Consider the following 19,364-nt stretch of genomic DNA (forward strand, 5'->3'; position numbering starts at 1 on the left):
GATGAGTCGCCAACGCAACAACGCTTCATCGAGGCTGGACAAGCCAGGCCCCCGGCCCGACCTGCCCGGAACGTTTTGTCAGACTTGCAAGGAAATCACCATGTCCCGCTCCCTGATTGCTTACGCCCTTGTGACAGCCGCCGCCACGGCTGCTTTTGTCAGCGCCCCCAGCTTTGCTGATGGCCTGAGCGACTACCAGAACCAGTTCCCCCCGATCACCGCCCAGCGCAGCCGCGCCGAAGTGCAGGCTGAAGCCCTGACGGCGGCCCGCAACGCGGCGGTGTCGGTGGACGCCAAGTCCCGCGTGCTGCCCGACGTCAAGTCGGCTGTGAGCCGCACTGAAGTGCGCCAAGCGGCCTGGGAAGCCGCCCGCAGCGAACGCCCGCTCAGCAGCTACTGAGATCGGCCACAGACCTGAGCCAAGGGCCAGCGCGGCGCCCGGGCTCAGGCCGGCACCACCGCCGCCCGAGGCGCGACCCGGCGCGACACCCAGGCCGACAGGGCCAGCAAGGCCAGGCCAGCGCCGCCCAAAGCCAAAGACAGACCGCCGCGGTCCACCGTCCAGGCCACCAGCAAGACCCCCACCGACTGCCCCAGAAACAGCAGGCACGCGAACAAGGTGACTGCGCTGCCTCGGGCATGGGGCGCCATTTGCGTGGCTTGCGTCTGCAAGGTGTTGTGCAGCATGTAAAAGCCCAAGCCTGCGAAAAAACACGCGCCCACGGCCACGGCCGCGACCGGCACCCAGGCCAGCGCGGCCAGCGCCACGGCCATCAGGCTGCCCCCGGTCAAAGCGAGGCCGCGCTCGCCCAGCAAGCGCAGCCAGCGGCTGACGAACTGGCTGTACAGCAGGCCACCCACGCCATAGAGAATCATCGCGCCCCCCGCCGCCGAGGCCGAAAAGCCAAAGGCACTGACCATGCGGCTCGGCACAAAAGCCAGGGTGCCAAACGCCAAGGCGCCCTCGACCGCCGTCACCCCCAGCACCCAGCGCACGCGCGGGATCTTGAGCAGCCCCACACTGTTGCGCACCGACTGGGCGAAGCTGATCGCGGCCCCCTGCCCCCCGTGCACGGAGCCAGCGCGCAAGGCCCCGGTTTTGTGGGCCAAGGTCAAGGCGGCGCTCAAAAAAATCAGCGACAACACCGCAAACGCCCAGCGCCAACCCAGGTGCTCGGCCGCCAAGCCACCAAACCATTGGCCGGCCATCATGCCGGTCACGGTCGCCCCCATGAAACGGCCCAGCGTCTCCTGGCGCTTGTCGTAGCTGACTTGGTCGCCAATCCAGGCCATGGACAGCGGGATGATGCCGGCCGCCGCCGCGCCCATGGCCGCACGCGACAGCACCAACAAGTCCAAGGTCGGCGCCAGCGCGGTGATGGCGCTGAACAGCGCACAGCCAAAGGTGGCCAACACGATCACCCGCACCTTGCCCAGGCGGTCGCCCAAGGGGCCGTAGAACAGTTGCAGCGTGCCGTAGGCCACCGCAAACGAGGCGATCACGCGCGAGGCCTCGCCGGTGCTGACCTGGAAGTCATGCCCCAGGGCCACCAACATGGGATCGCAGATGCGCATGGAGGCCATGCTGCCGAAAGCAGCCAGGCCAATCAGCCTCAGGGTGAGTTGCAGGGAGTTCATGCGGCGCCGTTCACAAAAGCGCGATTCTGCCCGGCTTGGCGCGGCTTCGCTGGCGGGCCTCAGGCGACCCAAGCTCATTTGTTGCCAATTACGAAATAGTATTTTGCTTGTTAGCTTCTTTTATTGTCATGGTTAACCCTATAAAGTTCATCCATCGACGCGCTGATGACCATGTCGGCCAGCAGCCTCCGGACAGACACCCCTGAAGGAAACACCATGAACCGCAACATCATCTCCGCCGCCCTGATCGCCGCCGCCGCTTTCGCCGCCGCCCCCAGCTTTGCTGCCGGCGAAGCCGACTACAACGACCAATTCGCCGCCACCGTGTCGCAACGCAGCCGCGCTGAAGTGACCGCTGAAGCCAACAAGGCGGCCCGTGACGCCGCTGTGTCGGTGGACTCCAAGTCCCGCGTGCTGCCGGAAGTGAAGTCGGCTCTGACCCGCACCGAAGTGCGTCAAGCCGCTGCCACCGCCAACCGCGCTGGCCAACTGCACACCGGCGAACTGAGCTTCTGATCGCCACGGACTCCCTGAGTCCGGGGGCCTGCGCCCCAGCCCACAGCACAAAGCCCGCCACGGTGATTCACCGCAGCGGGCTTTGATGTTTCTGGGGTCTCACAGGCCGCTGGGCCCGACTGGGTATCCCAGCCAGCGCCAGCACCAGCGCATTGCACGCACGGGTGCCGTGCGGCAGCCTGCTGCTTCAGTGGGGCGCGAAAGCTTGAGGGCGGTCAGAGAGGCTGGAGGTGTTGGACGCCTGGGAACGCGCCCGCCAGCCGCCCGAGGCCTTGAGCTGCTCACGGGTGAAGGGCTTCTCGGCACCAGACAGGCGAATCGCCAGGCGCATCTCCCACTCGTGCGTGGGCAGGTACGTGGCTTGGCGGCCAGCAAAGGCCAGCAACAAAGCCAGGGGCAGCAGGCGGGCCCAGGGCGGGGCCGGGCTCAGCCGGCCCAAGGCCAGCAAGGCGCAGGCACTGACGGCCGTGCCCAGCAACCAGGCCGACATGACCTCGCTCCAGCTGTGCGCGCCCAGCTTGACGCGCGACACGCCTACCAGCACGGCCAAAGCCAGGCCCAAACCCGCCGACAGCCAACGCAGACGCCCGCCCTGCGGCGCCAGCAAGGCGCCCAGCAAAGGCGGCAGCACCGAGGTGGCCAGCAAGGCGTGGCCGCTGATGCCCGTGAAATTGACCGCAGCGATGCCGTAGCCCCAGCCCATGAACATCAGCTTGGTGATCAAGGTCAGGCCCGCAGCGGCACACAGGCTGAGCCCCCAGACCTGCAAGGCACTGCGCTGCCCGCCCCACCAGACGCCCCAGGCGGCCAGCAGCCAGACCGGCAGGATCAAGCCCGCCGAGCCCAAGTGGGTGATGGTTTCCCAGGTGCTGTGGCCCAGGGGGAGCAAGTCACTCATCGTGCGTGGAGATGCGTCAAAGGTCAGGAGAGGAGCGCCCAGGCACCATGCGCTGAGCAAGCCGGCGAAGTGTAACGGGCCTAGGGTTTATACCCGGATCGAGGGGACTTTGAAGCCCCTGCCCGAGGACTCAAGCGCCGACCAAAGCCAGGTAGGCCTGGCGCGTTTCGGGGGACACCGCCGCCAGCACCTGGGCATGCGAGGTCTTGTGGCGGGCCAGCAAGCGGGCCGAGGCCACGGCCTTGGACTTGCAAAACCAGTGGCAGCTGTGCTGCATCAAAAACAGCTCGGCCGACAATTGAAAGGCCCGGTCGCGCGGCGACAAACCCACGCCCACGCTGCCCGACTGCACCCCCTGGGCCAGGCCTCGGGCATGGATCTTCAGCAGCTCGCGCAAATCAAAGGACAGGCTCTGGGGCAGCCGGTCCGCCCAAGGCAGGGCCAGGGGCAGGCGGCTGACCCGGGTCAGGGCGCCATCCACCCGGGCAAATTCGCTGGCAAAGCGATTGAATTGGTCGCTGAGGCTGGTTTCACAGCCGGTCAGCACCTGCCAGACCTGGTCACGCCGCGCGGGGTCGCTTTCGCCCAAGGCACGAAGGTAGCCCTCGGTCAGGGTCTCCATGAGCTTTTCGATCTGGTACTGACCCAGCACGCTGCCCAGCAAGACAATGCGTCGACGCTGCTCCTGGGTCTTGAAGAAATGAACGGCGATGCCCCCCAGCAGGGCCAGCAAAAAGAGATCCATGACGTGCGCGCGCTTCAGTGCCAAAAAGAGCTTGAGTGTAGCCAGCCTGGGCCTGATGCCCGCAGGGGGGCGCGCTCAGCCCAGCAGCGTGTGCAACACCCCCCAGGCGGCCTGCAAACCCAGGGCGGCACTGGCCAGCAAGGCCAGGCCAAAGGCGGGGCCGCGCCGGGCCGGGTTGTCCAGATAGGCCTTCACATACCAAAGCCGCCCCAGCAACCAGACCGCGCCCGCCAGCGCGGCCCAACGGTCCTGGCCCCAACCGGCTGCCAGCCACAGCAGTGGCAGGGTCAGCACGGTGTTCTCCAGGGTGTTCATCTGGATGCGGTAAGCGCGCTCAAAGAGAGGGTGACCCGTCACCGCCGGGGCCTCGATGCCATGACGCCCCCGGGCGCGCGCCACCAGCATGCCAGTGCCCAGCAGGAGCAGCACCATCAACAAGGTGATCAAGGTGGTCAGGGGCCAGGCGGTCATGGGCAACTCCAAGGGGAACAATCAATCAGGCCGCACCCAGGGCGGTGCAGCCTTGGGTTTGTACCATGCGGGCTCACCCCACGTCGGTGGCCTGGCCCAGGGTCTCGATGCGCAGCCGCGTCCAGGCCCCCGCCGACACGGGGCTGGCCCCCAAATCCGCTTGCAAGGCGCGCCAGGCCGACTCAGGCGCCGCCGCACTGAGCAGGACCCAGGCCGGCGCCTGCCCGGGCACCTGGTGCGGCTGCAGGCTGCGCACCGGAATCCCCTGCGCGGCCAGGCGCTCACTGAGCAGCGCCAGGCCCGCCTGCGCGTCCTGCACCGGCCAGCGCACATAACAAGCGGCCGAGGACTCGGCCAGGGGCTGGACCGGCAGCGCACGCAAGGCCTGAGCATGAAAGGCCTGGTGCGGTACGCGCAGCGCCGCCGCCGGGCCCACGGGCTGGCGTGCCAGGTCCACCAGGTCGGCAATCACGGCCGCGCCCGTGGGCTCGCCGCCGGCACCGGCCCCGCAAAACAAGGACTGGCCCGAGGCATCGCCGTGCACCAGGATGCCGTTCATGGCGCCTTCCACGCTGGCCAGCGGGTGGCGCCGCGGCAGCAGCACCGGCTGCACGCGCAGGGACACGGGCGAGGCCTCGTCCGTCCCCAGGCGTTGCGCCACGCCCAGCAGCTTGATGCGGTAGCCCAGGGCCTCGGCCAGGCCGACGTCTTGTGCCTGCAGGTCGCGGATGCCCTGCACCGTGATCTGGTCGAACTGCAGCGGCGTGCCAAAGGCCAGCGCCGACAACAAGGACAGCTTGTGCGCCGCGTCGATGCCATCCACATCAAAACTCGGATCGGCTTCGGCGTAGCCCAGGCGCTGGGCCTCTTGCAGCACCGCGTCAAAGCCCAAGCCCTTGTCGCGCATCTCGGACAGGATGAAATTGCTGGTGCCATTGATGATGCCGGCCACCCAGTCAATGCGGTTGGCGCTCAGGCTCTCGCGCAAGGCCTTGATGATCGGGATGCTGACCGCCACCGCGCCCTCAAAGGCCACGCTCACGCCGCGCGCAGCGGCGGCGGCAAACAGCTCGTCGCCGTGCTGCGCCAGCAGGGCCTTGTTGGCGGTCACCACCGACTTGCCCTGGGCGATGGCCTGCAGCACCCAATCGCGGGCCAGGGTGGTGCCGCCCACGGCTTCAACCACCACGTCGATGTCGGGGTCCCGCAGCAAGGCCTCGACCTCGACCAGGCGCACCTGCGGCGCCAACAAAGCAGCAGCGCGCTGGCGGTCGCGCACGGCCACCTGAGTGATGACGATGGGCCGCCCCGCCCGCGCCGCGATGGCGGCCTGGTTGCGCAACAACACGCGGTAGGTGCCCAGGCCCACATGGCCCAGGCCGATGAGGCCCACGCGCAAGGCGCGGACCGGCGACTTCAGACCCGAGGCGGGCGCATAAAGACTTTCAGGATCTTGGTACACAAACATCTCCGAACAAAAAGAAAACCCAGCTGCCTGGCTGGGTTCGTTCGGGGACAAGACACCAGGGGCAGCCGTGACGGCCACCCCAACGCTGCTAGGGGGCCGCGGTGGTCATGGTGCAAATAATCATGGTGCTGACGTTCATGCCGTCCAGGCTCGCCGCCCCGCCCCGTGCGGACACGGCAACGCCAGCGCGCGACCACAGGGCGCAGCGCAAGGACGAGGGAGATTTCTGGAACGACATGCGCCACAGTCTACAAGAAAACACCCAGCCCTCGGCAGACCGCGGCCTCAGCGCGGCGCGCGCGCGGCAGCCCGGGCCGCGGCACGCCAAGCCGGATCGAAGTGCTGGTCAATGCCCTGCCCCAGGCCCTGGAAGACCTGCTCCAGGGTGCGCGCCTGGGCGCCAAACAAGGCCTGCAACACCTGAGCGTCCTCGAACAAACCATGCAGGTACAGGCCCAGCACGTTGCCGGCCGCGTTCTGCCAAGCCAGGCCCGGGAGCAGCTCAAGGGCCACGTCCCCCGCGGCCGCCATGGCGGGGTGTTGGGCGGTTTGGCCATGGTGGATTTCATAGCCTTGCACCGGGCAGCCCGCCAGGGCCGACCAGGCGCCCTGCACCGCGCCAAACGTGCTGCGCGCGCGGCGCACGGTTTTGTCGGGCGCAAAAGCCGTGACCAGGGGCAGCAGTCCCAGGCCGGGTGCATTGCCGTCGATGCCGTGGGTGTCGACCAAGGCTTCGCCCAGCATCTGCAGGCCGCCGCACACGCCGAGCACGCGCCCGCCACGGGCCGCATGCTCAGCCACTGCCTGGTCCAGGCCCTGGGCGCGCAGCCAAGCCAGGTCGGCGGCGGTGGCCTTGCTGCCGGGCAGGATGATCCAGTCCGCGCCCTGCAACTCGGCCGGGGTGCGGGCCCATTGCAGGCGCACACCGGGCACGTTCTTGAGCGGTTGAAACTCGTCCAGGTTGCTGATGCGGGGGTAGGCCAGCACCGCAATGCGGGTGTGGACCGCCCCGGCGGCCCCTCGGCTGCGGTCGTCAAACACGCCGTCCTCCTCCGGCAGGCCGTGCTCCCACAGCATGGGGATGACGGCCACCGTGGGCACGCCGGTCAGCGCTTGCAGCATCTCAGGCGCCGGGGCCAGCAAGCTGGCGTCGCCCCGGAACTTGTTGAGCACAAAGCCTTTGATCAAGGCGCGCTCGTCCTCGGGCAGCAGCGCCCAGGTGCCGTACAGGTGGGCGAAGGCCCCGCCGCGGTCGATGTCGCTGACCAACAGGCAGTCAGCCTGGGCGTGGCGCGCCACGCGCATGTTGACGATGTCGCTGGCGTGCAGGTTGATCTCGGCCGGGGAACCCGCGCCTTCGATGACCACCACGTCGTAGTCAGCACGCAAGTCGTCCAGGGCCTGCGCAATGGCGGGCCAGACGTGCTCGCTGCGGCCGCGCCAGGGCATCTCGGTCAGGGCCTGGCTGACCTGGCCCAGCAGCACCACCTGGCTGCGCGTGTCGGCCTCGGGCTTGAGCAGCAAGGGGTTCATGCGCACTTCGGGCTCGGCCCGGGCGGCCAGGGCCTGGAAGTACTGGGCGCTGCCCACCTCGCCCTCGCCGCCCTGCTGGCCCGCCACCACGCGGGCGTTGTTGCTCATGTTCTGCGCCTTGAAGGGCGCGACCTTGAAGCCCTGGTCGCTGTACCAGCGGCACAGCGCCGTGGTGAGCCAGCTTTTGCCAGCACCGCTGGTGGTGCCCAGCACCATCACGCAGTGCGCGGGGCCAGAGGTGATTCGTTGGGGAGCAGTCATGGGCTGGATTTTGAAGGATGGGGACCCGCCAGCACGGGCGGCGGCCCCTGCTGCAACAAAGCCTGCAAGGCGTCCTGAGACGCGGGCGGCAAGACGCCCAGGCGCCAGTGGCCTGGCAGGTCGAAGGAATGCGCATCGCGCAGCTTGACACCGGCCTGGCGCCACACCGGCAAGGCGGGCGACCATTCGGGCGGCACGCGCACGCAAAAGAAGTTGGCCTGGCTGGGCCGCACGGTCCAACCCTGGTCGCGGAACAAGGCTTGTTGGCGGGCTTTCCATTGCCGCAGCGTGGCCCGGGACTCGACCAACCAGGCGGCGCTCTCTGGCTGGCACCAGGCCTGCAGCAGGGCCACGCCCTGGGCGCCCAAAGGCCAGGACGGACACAGCGCAGCCAGCGCCTGAGCGGCCTCCTCGGCGCCCTCTGGCGCCAACGCGTAGGCGCCACGCACCCCCGTCAGACCCAAGGCCTTGTTGGGTGAGAACAGCTGCCAGACGCGCTGCAAGCGCGCCTCGTCCCAGGCGCTGGGGCCGCTCAGACGCAGCGGGTGGTAGGCCCGGTCCAGCACGGCGATGTCGCAGTCCTGGAACACACCGACGCCCACGCCCTGCCCCAGCGGGCTGCTGGGGTCACAGGCCCAGCGCAGGCGGGGTGCGGGCGGCCACAGGCTGGGCACGCCATCGGCGGCGGGATCCGCGCCGGGCGCGGGGTCGAGCCGGCCCGAGTCGGCATAGCGCTGCGTGGCCAGGCCCCAGGCCTGAGCCGCGTGGGCATAGTCGCCGTAAGCGTGGCGCGGCAGCTCAACCCGTTGCACGCCCTGGCGCGCCGCCCAGGCGGTGAGGCGGAAGATGAACTCGCTGGCGCTGCCCGCCAACACCACGCGGGCCCCATCCACCCCGTGGTGCTGGGCCAGCTGCGCGCGCAGCTGCTGGTACTGCGCGTCGGGGTAGCGCGTGACATCGGCGCGCTGCACGGCATGCCAGGCGCTGGGGCAAGGGCCGCAGGCATTGCTGTTGGTGGAGAAGTCGTGCTCGGGCACGCCGGCGGCGTCGGGGCCGCCGTGCTCACGGCTCAGCCCTGGGACGATGGGCTTCCAATCCGCGATCACCAAGGTCTCCCGGCGCCCAGCGCCATGCTCAGCAAGGCCCCTGCCAGCACGACGCGACCGCACAAGGCGATCGCACGCGGTGTGTGGTGGGCTTCCGGTGCCGGCGCGCCGGGGTTGAGCGTGTAGACCCCTGGCTTGGCCAGGCGCACCGACAGGCGCAGGGCCAGCGCCGCCATGGGCCAACCGCTGTTGGGTGACGGGGTCTGGCGGGCCTGTGCCGGCAAGCCAGCCCACAGCCCAGGCCGGAGGCCGAGCAGCAGCAGCGCCGTGAAGCGCGCCGGCAGCCAGGACAGCACATCATCCGCGCGGGCCGCCCATTTGCCGGCCCAGGCCCAGTAGCGCCACTCACCCGAGGCACTGCGCCGCCAGCCCGGGTAGCCCCACATGGCATCCGCGGTGTTGGCAAAGCGGTACAGGGCTGCCCCTGGGAGGCCCGCCACGGCAAACCAGAACAGGGGCGCCAGCACCGAGTCGTTGAGGTTTTCAGACAAGGACTCCAGTGCGCTCTCACGCACCTCGGTGGCGCTGAGCGCGCTGACGTCGCGGCTCACCAGCCAAGCCAGGCGGCTGCGCCCCGCCTCCAGAGACTGGGCCAGGGCGGCTTCCACCGCCTGCACCTCGCGGCGCAGCATGCGCCAGGCCAGCAGCGGCTTGAGCAGCAGGCCCAGGCCCAGCACTGCCGCCACCGGTCCCAGGTGGATCAGGGCTTGCTGCAACGGCCAGGCCAGGCCCACGGCGCAGGCCGCGCCGACAGCCCACAGCACAGCCCCTGCGAGGCCACGCCACAGGTCGCGCCGGCCCTCGGGTGAAGGGCCCACGCCCTGCTGCGGCGCCAACCAACGCCCGGCCCTCCCCAGGTAATGCCCCATCCAGACCACGGGGTGCAGGCGTGGCGGTGGCTCGCCAAACAGCTGGTCGAGCAGCAGGGCCACGGGCACGGCCGCGGCCAGGTACAGCGGGGGGACAGGGGCGACCCACAGGTCCGGGCTGAACTCAAACACCGCCAGACCCCCAGGCGCTGGCGGGGGTTGGCGAAGCCGCAGCACCTGAATCCTCCGCAGCGAACAAGGACGACGCCTGGCCCCAGCGCTGGTCGAACACCAGCTCGTGCAAGGGCTGGCGCTGCGCCCAGCGCTGCTGCTGCAGCATGGGCTGCTCATAAAAACCGGGCACGGGGCCCAGGCACAGCAGGGCAATCACCTCCGCGCCGTCAGGCAAGGCCAGTTCGCGCGCCACGGCGGCCGGGTCGAAGATCGACACCCAGCCCAGCCCCAAGCCCTCGGCGCGCGCGGCCAGCCACAGGTTCTGGATGGCGCAACTGGCCGAAGCCAGGTCCATTTGCGGCAGGGTACGGCGGCCAAAGACATGGCGCTCGCGCCCGTCGCACAAGGCCACGGCCAGCAGCTCGGCCGCCTCCAGCACGCCCTGCACCTTCAGGCGCATGAACTCGTCCTGGCGCTGCCCCAGGGCCTCGGCCGTGAGCACGCGCTCGGCCTCGACCAGACCGTGCAAGCGTTGGCGGGTGGCTCCGTCAGTGATGCGAACAAAGCGCCAGGGCTGCATGAAGCCCACGCTGGGCGCGGCGTGCGCCGCCTGCAGCAGGCGGCGCAGCACCGCCGGCGCCACTGTGCCACCACTGAAGTGGCGCATGTCACGGCGCTGCGCCATGGCGCGGTAGACCGCGGCGCGATCGGCCTCGGTGAATGGGGCGGCGCTCACCAGGTCGCCGTGCTCGGACGCGGAGTTGGGTGGGCTCAAGCGGCTCAGTCCTCGATGCCGCGCTGCGCGGGGATGCCGGCGCGGAAGGCGTGCTTGATGAGGGTCATCTCGGTCACGGTGTCGGCGATGGCGATCAACTCCTCGGGACAGCGCCGGCCGGTCAGGGCGACGTGCACATGGCGGGGCCGGTCACGCAAGGTCTGCAGCACCTCGTCCAGGGGCAGCCAGCCGTAGATCAACGGGTAGGTGATTTCGTCGAGCACGACCAGGAAGTGCTCACCCGCCAGGATCAGGTCCCGCGCGCGCTGCCAGCCGTCGCGGGCCAGCTGGGCGGAGTGCTCCAGGTCCTTGCTCTTCCAGCTGAAGCCGTCGCCCAGGCCCTCGACCGGCACACCCAGTTGCTCGAAGATGCGGTGCTCGCCAAAACGGGCGCTGGGCACTTTCATGAACTGGTAGATGTGCACGGCCTTGCCGCGTCCATGGGCGCGCAGGGCCAGGCCAAAGGCGGCCGTGCTTTTGCCCTTGCCGTCGCCGGTGTTGATGATGATCAGGCCACGGCGTTCGCCCTCGGCTTTGTCATAGGGCTTCTCGGTGGGCGGGGTTTCAATCTGCATGGGGGTCTCGGAGGTGGGATTCAAAAGGCGTCAGCACGGGCAAAGCCACCCACTGGCCCTGCAGGGCGTGGATGGCCAGGCGGTGGTCGAACACGCGTTCCAGGCAACGCTGGGTCTCGGGCTGGGCCGCAGCACCGTGGTGCAAGACTCGGCCGGCGGCCATGACCACCACGTCGTCGGCCTGCAAGGCCATGCTGACCTCGTGCAGGACGCTGATCACGGTGTGGCCCAGGCGCACCAGGGTGCGCACGGTGGTCAGCCAGTCGGCCTGGTGCGGTGGGTCGAGGTTGGCCAGGGGCTCGTCCATCAGCAGCACCGGCGCCTGCACGGCCAGGGCACGGGCCAGCAACACGCGCTGGCGCTCCCCCCCCGACAGTTGCCCCAGGCTGCGGTGGCGCCAATCCCAGGCCTGGGTGCAGCGCAAGGCCTGCTCCACCGCCGCGTGGTCGCGGGCGTCGGGGGCGGCCAACCAGCCACGGTGCGGCAGGCGACCGAGCATGGCCACGTCCCACACCAGCAAGTCGTCGGCCGCGTGTTCACTCTGGCCCAGCCAGGCCAGGCGCTGGCCGCGCTCACGCGCGGGCCAGTCGGCCAGGCGCCGGCCTTGCAGCTCGACCGTGCCCTGGTGCGGCAACAGGTCGGCCAACGCGCGCAGCAAGGTGGATTTGCCCGCGCCATTGGGGCCGACGATGCTGGTCCAGCGCCCCGCCGGCAAAGCGAGGTCGATGCCATGCAGCACCGGCCGGCCGCCCAAGTCGGCGTTCAGCCCGCGCGCCTGCAGCGCCAGTGTGGTGGTGGGAGGCCAGCGGTTCATGCTCGCCCTCCCAGGCCGCCGCGGCGGTGCATCAGCCACAGCAGGTAGCTGCCGCCCAGCACGGCCGTCAGCACGCCCACGGGCAGCTCTTGCGGCGCGGTGCACCAACGGGCCAACACATCGGCCACCAACAGCAGGCAGCCGCCAGCCAGACTGGCCAAGACCAGCTGCCAGGCGTGGCCCGCCTTGACCAGGCCCCGCACCAAGTGCGGTGCGGCCAGGCCGACAAAGGCGATCAGACCGGTCTGCGCCACGGCGGTGCCCGTGGCCAGCGCCAGCACGCCCACCAGCAGCACGCGCAAAGCGCCCAGGGGCAGGCCCAGGCTCAGGGCCGTGGCCTCGCCCAGCGACAGGCCATCGAGCACCCGCGAAGCGCCCAAAGCGGCCAGGCCGCAGACGCCCCAGACCGAGCTCATCAGCAGCACCGAGGTCCAGCCCACAAAGCCGGTGTTGCCCAGCATGAAGGCCTGCATGGGCTGCATGATGTCGGGCACGCGAAGCAAGAGCAGCGAGGTCATGGCGCCCAGCACCACGCCCACGATCACCCCGGCCAGCAGCAGGCGCAGGGTTTGCTGCACGCCACGGGCCAGCAGCAAGGTCAGGCCCACCGCCAGCACCGCGCCCACAAAGGCCGCGCCGGTCAGGCCCAGCCGCGTCAGCCAGTCGGGGGACATCAGCATGGACGCTGGCTTGAGGCCCAACAGCACCAGGGCGGTGGCCACGCCCAGCGAGGCGCCCGAGGCACTGCCCAGCAAATACGGGTCGGCCAAGGGGTTGCGAAACAGGCCTTGCGCCACGGCGCCGGCCAGGCCCAGCAAGGCGCCCGCGGCCAGCGCGCCCAGGGTGCGCGGCAGGCGGATGTCGAGCACGATCTGGCCCGCCAAGGGGTCGTTGAGCAGCTCGCTGAGTGGGCTCAGGCCGGTGCTGCCCACGCACAGGCCCAAAACCAACAACACCCCGGCCAGCGCCAGCAAGCCCAAGAGCAAAGACAGCGGGTGCAGGCCCGCGCGCGTCCAGGCCGCAGGGACGGAGGACGGGGGCACAGGCCAGCTGGGCGCGCTCACGGGGCCATCTCCTGCAGGCAGCGCGCCATCAGCCGGGCGGCCTCGCCCATGCGCGGGCCCGGGCGCACCAGCACGTCGGACTGCTCGGGCGGGAAGCGGCAGATGCGGTTCTCGCGCACCGCGCGGATGCGCTCCCAGCCCGGGCGCTGGCTCAGGCCTTCAAAGTTGCGGTCGCCGATCATGATCAGGTCGGGGTTGGCCCGCACCACAAATTCAGGGTTGAGCTTGGGAAACGGCCCCAGCGAGGCGGGCACCACATTGCGCGCGCCCAGGCGGGTCAGGGTTTCGCCAATGAAAGAGGATTCGCTGGCGGCATAGGGCGCGCGGTTGACCTCGTAGTACACGCGGGTCTGGCGCACGCGCGCCGGCAGGGACTGGGCCGCTGCCGAGACCTCGGCGTCGATCACGCGCCAGATGCGGGCCGCGCCCTGGGCCTCAGGCACCTGCAGCACCTGGCCGATCTTCTGCAGCACGCGCTGCACGTCGGCATGGCTTTTGGGCTCGAGCGCCAACACCTTGAGGCCCAACTGCTCCAGCCGGGGCGTGACGCGGGCCGACTTGGCCAGCAGCACGACATCGGGACGCAGCGCCACGATGCCCTCGACATTGGCGTCGTCCAAGCCCCCCAGGTGGGGCAAGGCGCGCACACTGGCCGGCCAGGTGGAATAGCGGTCCACCCCGACCAGGCGGGCGCAGGCGCCCATCTCGCACAAGGACTCGGTGAGGGACGGCAGCAGGCTGATGATGCGCTGCGGCTGCTGCTCAAACCGTGCCGACTGGCCCCGGTCGTCTTGCACCTCGTAGGCGGCCCAGGCTGGGCCCAGCAGGGTGGCGGCGGCCAAGGCGCAGGCCCAGGTGGCGCGCATCAAAATCAGGAAGGGCTGGGTCATGGCTGCGGATTCTCGGCTTTGAGGCTCAGGGGCAGGCCAGCCGCCATCAGGGTGACCCGATCGCAGGCCGCAGCCACTTGCTGGTTGAGTCGGCCCAGGCGGTCGACAAACTGGCGCACCTCGCGGCCCATGGGGATCACGCCCAGACCGATCTCATTGCCCACCAGCACCACCGGGCCGCGCACCTGGGCCAGGGCCCGCAGCAACTCGGCCACCGGGGCCTCGGCATCTTGGGCCGCTTGGCCCGGGGCGGGCATGAGCCAGTTGGTCAGCCACAGGGTCAGGCAATCCACCACCACCAGGGTGTCGGGGGCGCTCAGGCGGCGCAGGGCCTCGGCGAGCTGGCGCGGTTCTTCGTGGGTGCGCAGCCCCGGCACGCGCAGGGCGCGGTCTTGCTGGTGGCGGGCGATGCGCTGGCTCATCTCATCGTCCCAGGGCTGGGCGGTGGCGATCAGCCAGGCCTGGCGCTGCGGGCTTTGCAGCCAGACCTGGGCCAGGGTCTCGGCACGCGCCGATTTGCCGCTTTTCTGACCGCCCAGAATGAACTCGTGCGTCGCTTGGCTCATGCGGCCTCCGCAGGTAAAAACAAGCGCGCCACGGCCTCGGGAGCCGAGGCGAACCAGGCGTGGAAGTAGCTGGCCCGCACGGAGCCCTGTGCATACACCGCCTCGCCCTCGTGGGTGGGGCCGGCCTGGTTGGGGCGTTGGCTGTGGCCGATGGGTTGCAGCGCCGTCTCGCAGCGCGAGTAGTGGAAGGTGTGCCCACGCAGCACGCCGGCACCGGTGTCCCACTGTTGCGGGCCCAAGGCAGCCAGGCGCTTTTGCATCAGCACCCGGCCAGGCAACAGGCCCCAGCCTGCGTGGACCTGGCCGTCCACACCGACCAACTCGTCAAACAAAGCCATCATGCCGCCGCACTCGGCCCACACCGGCCGGCCGGCCGCCACATGGGCCTGCAAGCTGGCCTGCATGGCCGGGTTGGCGGCCAGGGCTTGGGCGTGCAGCTCGGGGTAGCCGCCGGGCAGCCACAGCGCATCACAAGCCGGCACGGCCTCGTCACTCAAGGGCGAGAAGAAACACAGCTCCGCTCCCAGCGCCTGCAAGGTGTCAAGGTTGGCGGGGTAGATGAAGCAAAACGCGGCATCGCGCGCCACCGCGATGCGGCGACCCGCGAGGCGAGGCGCCACGGGCTCAGCAGGGTCGATCAAGCCGGGGCCGTCCCAGCGTGGCCACTGGGTGGCGTCGGCCAGATCGCGCTGGCCCAGAGGGGTGGCCACCAAGGCGTCGGCAGCCGCGTCCAGGCGGGCCAGGGCGTCGGGCAGTTCTTGCGCAGAGACCAGGCCCAGGTGGCGCTCGGGCAAGGTCCAGGCACCGTCACGCGGCAGGGCCCCGAGCCAGGTGCTGGGCTCACGCAGGCCGTCGAGCAACATCTGTGCGTGGCGCTCACTGCCCACGCGGTTGGCCAGCACGCCCAGCCAGGGCAAGCCCGGCTGGTAGTGCTGCAGGCCAAAAGCCAAGGCGCCAAAAGTGCCTGCCATGGCCGAGGCATCCACCACCGCCAGCACCGGCAGGCCAAAGCGCCGGGCCAGGTCGGCGGCGCTGGGCTGGCCATCGAACAGGCCCATGACCCCTTCGACCACCACCAGATCGGACTGGCTGGCCGCTTGCTGCAAACGGCGGGCGCAATCGGCCTCGCCGTTCATCCACAGGTCCAGCGAATGCACGGGTCCGCCACTGGCCAGGCTCAGCCAGAAAGGGTCGAGAAAATCAGGCCCGCATTTGAAGGCCTGCACCCGGCGCCCGGCGCGGCGGTGCAGCCGCGCCAGCGCCGAGGCGACGGTGGTCTTGCCCTGGCCCGAGGCCGGGGCCGCCACCAGGACGACGGGGCACCAAGCCCGGCTGTGGCTCATCGGCGCGGCGACCAGAGCAGGCCGACGTAGAGCTGGCGCCCCGCATTGGCGTAGGTGTTGGCAAACTGGTAGGACTTGTCGGCCAGGTTGTCGACCCGGGCCAACAGCTTCCAGTCCGGCGCGATCTCGGTGCTGGCACGCAGGTTGAACAGCGTGTAGCCCCCCAGGGTGACGGTGTTGGCGGCGTTGTCGTAGCGGCGACCCGACCATTGGGCTTCAGCACCCAGCAGCCACTGACCGTAACGGGTCTCCGCCCCCAGGGTGCCGTGCTGGCGGGCGCGGCGGGCCAGTTGCTTGTTGGTGGTCAGGTCCTTGGGATCTTGCACGTCCAGCGAGCCGCGCAGCAGCACGCTGGCCACGCGTTGTTCACCCGTGAAGGTGACGCCCGAGTACTCGGCTCGGCCGGTGTTGGCGTAGCAGCCAAACGGCGAGCGGCACGCGCCCGCACCGCCAAAGTTGATCAGGTTGCTGACCTTGTTCTGGTAGACCACCACGCCGAACAGGCTGCCGCCTTGCTGGTAGCGCAGACCCACTTCGAGGTTGCGGCTGGTCTCTGGTTGCAAGCTGGCCAGACCGTATTCGCTGAAGCGCTGGTACAGCGTGGGCGCGCGGAAAGCCGTGCCGGCCGAGGCCGTGGCGCGCCAGGCGGGCGTGATCGCATAGCCATAGGCCACGCTGCCCGTGTTGTGGGCGCCGAACTCGCTGTCGCGGTCGTGGCGCACATTGAGTTGCAGCGTGTGCTCACCCAGGCGCAAGCCATAGCCCAGGGCCAGGGCGTCTTGCGAACGGCTGCGGTCGATGGGGCTGTTGACCAAGTGGTCTTCCTTGCGCTCCAAGGCGGCAGAGACCGAGGCCAGGCCGATCTTCCAGTTGTTTTGCCACAGGTAACCGCGCAAGCGGGTGGTGGTCTGGTAGGGCGAGGGCTGGGTGGTGTAGTGGTCCGAGGACTCGGTCACACTGACCCGGCTGGTGTAGGTGTCGCTCCAACGGGTCATCCAGTTCAGACCAGCGGCATACAGGCGGTGCATGTTGCGGTCGTCGGCCTTGAGGCTGGCGTCGTAGCCTGAGTTCATGTTGCTGGCCAGCAGCGTGGCTTCGAGGCGGTGGTCCCGGTTGAGCTGGGCACCCAATCGGGCGTAACCAGAGTTGCTGCGGTAGCCATCGCGATCTGGATTGGCGGTAGCCACCGTGCGGGCGTTGAAACCCAGGCTGGTGTTGTTTTGCACGCCCAGCGCGTAATCGATCCCATTTTGGCTGCCGCTCAGGCTGGCCTCGGCATGGGTGCTGCGCAGGCTGCCCAGCCCCACGCCCACGGTGGGCTGAGGCGCGCCCTCGCCCTTCTTGGTGAAAATTTGCACCACGCCACCGATCGCGTCGGAGCCGTAGACGGCGCCGGCCGGGCCACGCAGCACTTCGATGCGATCGATCAGGCCCAGGGGAATGGACTCCCAGGCCGCGCCGCCGGTGGACTGTGAATCCACCCGCACGCCGTCGATGTAGACGGCTGTGAAGCGGGTCTCGGCGCCACGCAGGAACAGGCTGGTGGTGGCACCCGGGCCGCCGTTGCGCGACATTTCAACCCCGGGCAAGCGGGCGAGCACATCGGCCAAGCCGCCCAGGCCGCTGTTTTCAATGGTCTCGCGGTCGATGATGGACACATCAGCCACCAGGTCGGCCAGGGGTTGCTCGGTGCGGGTGGCGGTGACCACGGTTTCTTTGAGCGGGTTGAGGGCCGCCAGCAACACGGGCGCAGACGAAGCGGTTTGAGCCAAAGCGGGCAAGGTGAAAGCCGACAGGGCCAGCGGCAACAAGGCCAGGCGTGCGGAGACAGCGGGCGCAGCAGCGCACAAGCGAACGGTGGGGTTCTTCATGGAAAACAAACAAAGCAAGTTGGTCCGCGCCGGCATCCCCGCCAGCATTGGACGTCACGGCAAACACCTCAGCCGTCGCGAGACGTCTGGGGTGGTCACCACCTTGTTGGCCGGTATCCGGGCTGGCAGACCTACCTTTCTCGCCTTCCCAGATGCGTGTTCAGAGCATCCAGTGGCTGATGTGAAAAAGGCCGGATCGCGGAGCGACCCGTCTGCTTGACCGTTGCGGGGGCAGCGCAGGTTTGGGGAGATTTCGCCAGCGGCGAGGCCCGTTCCTGCTTCCCGTTGAACTGCGGCATGCGAACCACACCGCGAGCACCAACCCTTTCATTTTAAAACTATTCACTGACGCTCGGCCTACAATGACGGGCTGTATGTCCAACGCAGTCCCGCACCCCATTGACCAGATCGCCGATCGAGTTGAGCGGCTGCTGCTGCGCCACGAAGAGTTGCAGCGCACCAACCAACTGCTCACCGAGCAAGTGTCTGCACTGTCCCGCGAGCGTGACAGCCTCAAATCCCGCTTGAACGCCGCGCGCTCACGGGTCGAAGCCCTGCTGGAACGCCTGCCCCCGCCGCCCACTGACGCCGCCTAAGGACATGAAACAAGTCGAAGTTCAGATCATGCAGCAGAGCTACTTGCTGGCCTGCCCCGAAGGTCGCGAGTCGCGTTTGCTGGACGCGGTTGAACGGCTCGACACCGCCATGTGCAAGATCCGCGACGCCGGCAAGGTGCGTGCACGGGACCGCATTGCGGTGCTGGCCGCCCTGAACTTTGCCTTTGAACTGGCCGACCGTGAAACCGCCGACCTGCAAGCCCAGGCCCTGGCGCGCCAGGCCCAGCAGGCGGGCTCCACCGCGCAGCCCAATCCAGACCCCGCGACACACGCCGCGGAGGACCCCGCGCGGCAAGCCCGCCTCAGCCAGCTCATGGCCCAGCTCGACGCCGCTTTGGGTGACGACGGCCACCTGATCTGAATCTGCCTTGCACCCGCGCAGGGCGTGCGTCAAATAAAAGCCCTTCAAGCCGCTGTCTCTCAGACCACGAAGCCTGGCAAGCCCCCCAGTCGGGCCTACAATAGAAACCGTCTGCGGTACGCGCCGGGCTTTATATTTCCTTGAACCAATGCTCATTGAGCCCGGGCTTGGTACATTGGCTGGTGAGCGTGATCGTCTCGCGTCAGATGAACCCAACGTCAGTCTGCCCTTGCCCACCTGAACCCCCGGTTCAGGATGCCGGTCCGGTGGTACTCGCAGACACCTACACAGGGTGCTGGTCACGGCTCGTGACGGGCACCCAGGCAGGTCAGCCCTTGAGGCTGGCCCGCCCATTCAAAAGCCACCCTCTCGCGGTGGCTTTTTTCATGGATCACGGCTCAACCAACGCCCCCTCGCCCTCGGCTGCATCACCGGCTGGCCGGTGGCTTTGGGCCTGACGGCCCATTGGCTGGTGGGCGGCCGGGTCGCGGCAAGCAGGGCCGGGACGAACACCCTTAAAAGGATTCCCAGTCGTCTGCGCCCGCTGCAGCGGGTGCGACAGGCTTGGGAGCGGCAGCGAGCGCCGGCGCTTTGGCAGGCGCTGCGCGCGCCAAGGTGGGCTTGGGGGCGGACGCAGCGACCGGGGCTGGCGTGGGAGCCCGCCACGCTGCGGGATGCGGCGAGCGCAGGGGCTGGGCCATCGACAGACCCGCACCCCCCTGGAGCTTGAAGGCACTGACCACCTCCGCCAGGCGTGCCGCCTGGTTGCGCAGGCTGTCGGCGGCGGCCGCGCTCTCCTCGACCAAGGCCGCGTTTTGCTGCGTCACCTGGTCCAGCTGGTTCACCGCGTCGCCCACCTGGGCAATGCC

Annotated in this window: 20 protein-coding genes, 1 pseudogene and 1 riboswitch; of the genes and pseudogenes, 4 read left to right on the forward strand and 17 right to left on the reverse strand. The window is 69.2% G+C overall.

What is annotated here, in order from left to right:
* The first annotated feature begins 100 nt into the window (after nucleotides 1-100).
* On the forward strand, nucleotides 101-400 hold the full coding sequence (locus PSQ39_RS20950) for a hypothetical protein (protein ID WP_273929522.1): 300 nt from the start codon (nucleotides 101-103) through the stop codon (nucleotides 398-400).
* Between the two features lie 44 nt (nucleotides 401-444).
* Here PSQ39_RS20950 and PSQ39_RS20955 read toward each other — a convergent pair whose 3' ends face one another.
* Nucleotides 445-1,638, reverse strand: a complete 1,194-nt coding sequence (locus PSQ39_RS20955) for an MFS transporter (protein WP_273929524.1) — start codon at nucleotides 1,636-1,638, stop codon at nucleotides 445-447.
* A gap of 216 nt (nucleotides 1,639-1,854) precedes the next feature.
* On the opposite strand from PSQ39_RS20955, the gene PSQ39_RS20960 reads away from it, so the two are divergent.
* Entirely contained in the window at nucleotides 1,855-2,154 is a 300-nt protein-coding gene (locus PSQ39_RS20960; RefSeq protein WP_273929526.1) for a hypothetical protein, read from the forward strand.
* A 187-nt stretch (nucleotides 2,155-2,341) separates the two neighbouring features.
* On the opposite strand, the gene PSQ39_RS20965 is transcribed toward PSQ39_RS20960, so the two are convergent.
* The 15 genes from PSQ39_RS20965 to PSQ39_RS21035 all read right to left on the reverse strand — a co-directional run bounded on the left by PSQ39_RS20965 (nucleotide 2,342) and on the right by PSQ39_RS21035 (nucleotide 17,517).
* Nucleotides 2,342-3,052: a phosphatase PAP2 family protein gene (locus PSQ39_RS20965; RefSeq protein WP_273929528.1), complete on the reverse strand. Its 711-nt coding sequence runs from the start codon at nucleotides 3,050-3,052 to the stop codon at nucleotides 2,342-2,344.
* A gap of 130 nt (nucleotides 3,053-3,182) precedes the next feature.
* Nucleotides 3,183-3,797 carry a hypothetical protein gene (locus PSQ39_RS20970; protein ID WP_273929529.1) on the reverse strand — a complete coding sequence of 205 codons (615 nt, stop codon included), beginning with the start codon at nucleotides 3,795-3,797 and terminating at the stop codon, nucleotides 3,183-3,185.
* 75 nt (nucleotides 3,798-3,872) lie between these two features.
* Nucleotides 3,873-4,268, reverse strand: a complete 396-nt coding sequence (locus PSQ39_RS20975) for an MAPEG family protein (RefSeq protein WP_273929531.1) — start codon at nucleotides 4,266-4,268, stop codon at nucleotides 3,873-3,875.
* Nucleotides 4,269-4,341: 73 nt separating this feature from the next.
* A complete protein-coding gene (locus PSQ39_RS20980; protein ID WP_273929533.1) occupies nucleotides 4,342-5,730 on the reverse strand; it encodes a homoserine dehydrogenase in 1,389 nt (462 codons plus the stop codon).
* Between the two features lie 291 nt (nucleotides 5,731-6,021).
* Nucleotides 6,022-7,530: a cobyric acid synthase gene (locus PSQ39_RS20985; protein ID WP_409242064.1), complete on the reverse strand. Its 1,509-nt coding sequence runs from the start codon at nucleotides 7,528-7,530 to the stop codon at nucleotides 6,022-6,024.
* Nucleotides 7,527-8,636 (reverse strand): aminotransferase class I/II-fold pyridoxal phosphate-dependent enzyme, encoded by a 1,110-nt coding sequence (locus PSQ39_RS20990; RefSeq protein ID WP_273929535.1) that lies wholly within the window; start codon nucleotides 8,634-8,636, stop codon nucleotides 7,527-7,529. Before PSQ39_RS20990 ends, PSQ39_RS20985 begins: the two co-directional genes overlap by 4 nt.
* Entirely contained in the window at nucleotides 8,633-9,637 is a 1,005-nt protein-coding gene (gene cbiB, locus PSQ39_RS20995) for an adenosylcobinamide-phosphate synthase CbiB (protein WP_409242065.1), read from the reverse strand. The genes PSQ39_RS20990 and cbiB overlap by 4 nt, the downstream gene beginning before the upstream one ends.
* A complete protein-coding gene (bluB, locus tag PSQ39_RS21000) occupies nucleotides 9,630-10,355 on the reverse strand; it encodes a 5,6-dimethylbenzimidazole synthase (RefSeq protein WP_273929559.1) in 726 nt (241 codons plus the stop codon). Before bluB ends, cbiB begins: the two co-directional genes overlap by 8 nt.
* Nucleotides 10,356-10,399: 44 nt before the next feature.
* Nucleotides 10,400-10,969 (reverse strand): cob(I)yrinic acid a,c-diamide adenosyltransferase, encoded by a 570-nt coding sequence (gene cobO / locus PSQ39_RS21005; protein ID WP_273929537.1) that lies wholly within the window; start codon nucleotides 10,967-10,969, stop codon nucleotides 10,400-10,402.
* Nucleotides 10,959-11,783 carry an ABC transporter ATP-binding protein gene (locus PSQ39_RS21010; RefSeq protein WP_273929539.1) on the reverse strand — a complete coding sequence of 275 codons (825 nt, stop codon included), beginning with the start codon at nucleotides 11,781-11,783 and terminating at the stop codon, nucleotides 10,959-10,961. The genes cobO and PSQ39_RS21010 overlap by 11 nt, the downstream gene beginning before the upstream one ends.
* A complete protein-coding gene (locus tag PSQ39_RS21015; RefSeq protein ID WP_273929561.1) occupies nucleotides 11,780-12,784 on the reverse strand; it encodes a FecCD family ABC transporter permease in 1,005 nt (334 codons plus the stop codon). The genes PSQ39_RS21010 and PSQ39_RS21015 overlap by 4 nt, the downstream gene beginning before the upstream one ends.
* Nucleotides 12,785-12,843: 59 nt before the next feature.
* Nucleotides 12,844-13,713: an ABC transporter substrate-binding protein gene (locus PSQ39_RS21020; protein ID WP_273929563.1), complete on the reverse strand. Its 870-nt coding sequence runs from the start codon at nucleotides 13,711-13,713 to the stop codon at nucleotides 12,844-12,846.
* A gap of 20 nt (nucleotides 13,714-13,733) precedes the next feature.
* Entirely contained in the window at nucleotides 13,734-14,303 is a 570-nt protein-coding gene (cobU, locus tag PSQ39_RS21025) for a bifunctional adenosylcobinamide kinase/adenosylcobinamide-phosphate guanylyltransferase (protein ID WP_273929542.1), read from the reverse strand.
* The gene (locus tag PSQ39_RS21030; RefSeq protein WP_273929544.1) at nucleotides 14,300-15,646 is read right to left on the reverse strand and encodes a cobyrinate a,c-diamide synthase; all 1,347 of its coding nucleotides are present in this window, start codon (nucleotides 15,644-15,646) and stop codon (nucleotides 14,300-14,302) included. The genes cobU and PSQ39_RS21030 overlap by 4 nt, the downstream gene beginning before the upstream one ends.
* Entirely contained in the window at nucleotides 15,643-17,517 is a 1,875-nt protein-coding gene (locus tag PSQ39_RS21035) for a TonB-dependent receptor domain-containing protein (protein ID WP_273929547.1), read from the reverse strand. Before PSQ39_RS21035 ends, PSQ39_RS21030 begins: the two co-directional genes overlap by 4 nt.
* 91 nt (nucleotides 17,518-17,608) lie before the next feature.
* A riboswitch (cobalamin riboswitch) is annotated at nucleotides 17,609-17,855 on the reverse strand.
* A gap of 36 nt (nucleotides 17,856-17,891) precedes the next feature.
* Between PSQ39_RS21035 and PSQ39_RS21040 the strand changes: the two genes are divergently transcribed.
* Together PSQ39_RS21040 and PSQ39_RS21045 are read left to right on the forward strand one after the other, a co-directional pair.
* On the forward strand, nucleotides 17,892-18,113 hold the full coding sequence (locus PSQ39_RS21040) for a cell division protein ZapB (RefSeq protein ID WP_273929549.1): 222 nt from the start codon (nucleotides 17,892-17,894) through the stop codon (nucleotides 18,111-18,113).
* Nucleotides 18,114-18,117: 4 nt separating this feature from the next.
* Nucleotides 18,118-18,495 carry a cell division protein ZapA gene (locus tag PSQ39_RS21045; RefSeq protein WP_273929552.1) on the forward strand — a complete coding sequence of 126 codons (378 nt, stop codon included), beginning with the start codon at nucleotides 18,118-18,120 and terminating at the stop codon, nucleotides 18,493-18,495.
* A gap of 515 nt (nucleotides 18,496-19,010) precedes the next feature.
* Here PSQ39_RS21045 and PSQ39_RS21050 read toward each other — a convergent pair.
* Nucleotides 19,011-19,364 (reverse strand): annotated as a pseudogene (locus tag PSQ39_RS21050) (methyl-accepting chemotaxis protein); the annotation flags it as partial.

This window comes from Curvibacter microcysteis, assembly GCF_028649455.1.
GTDB classification, from domain to species: domain Bacteria; phylum Pseudomonadota; class Gammaproteobacteria; order Burkholderiales; family Burkholderiaceae_C; genus Curvibacter; species Curvibacter microcysteis.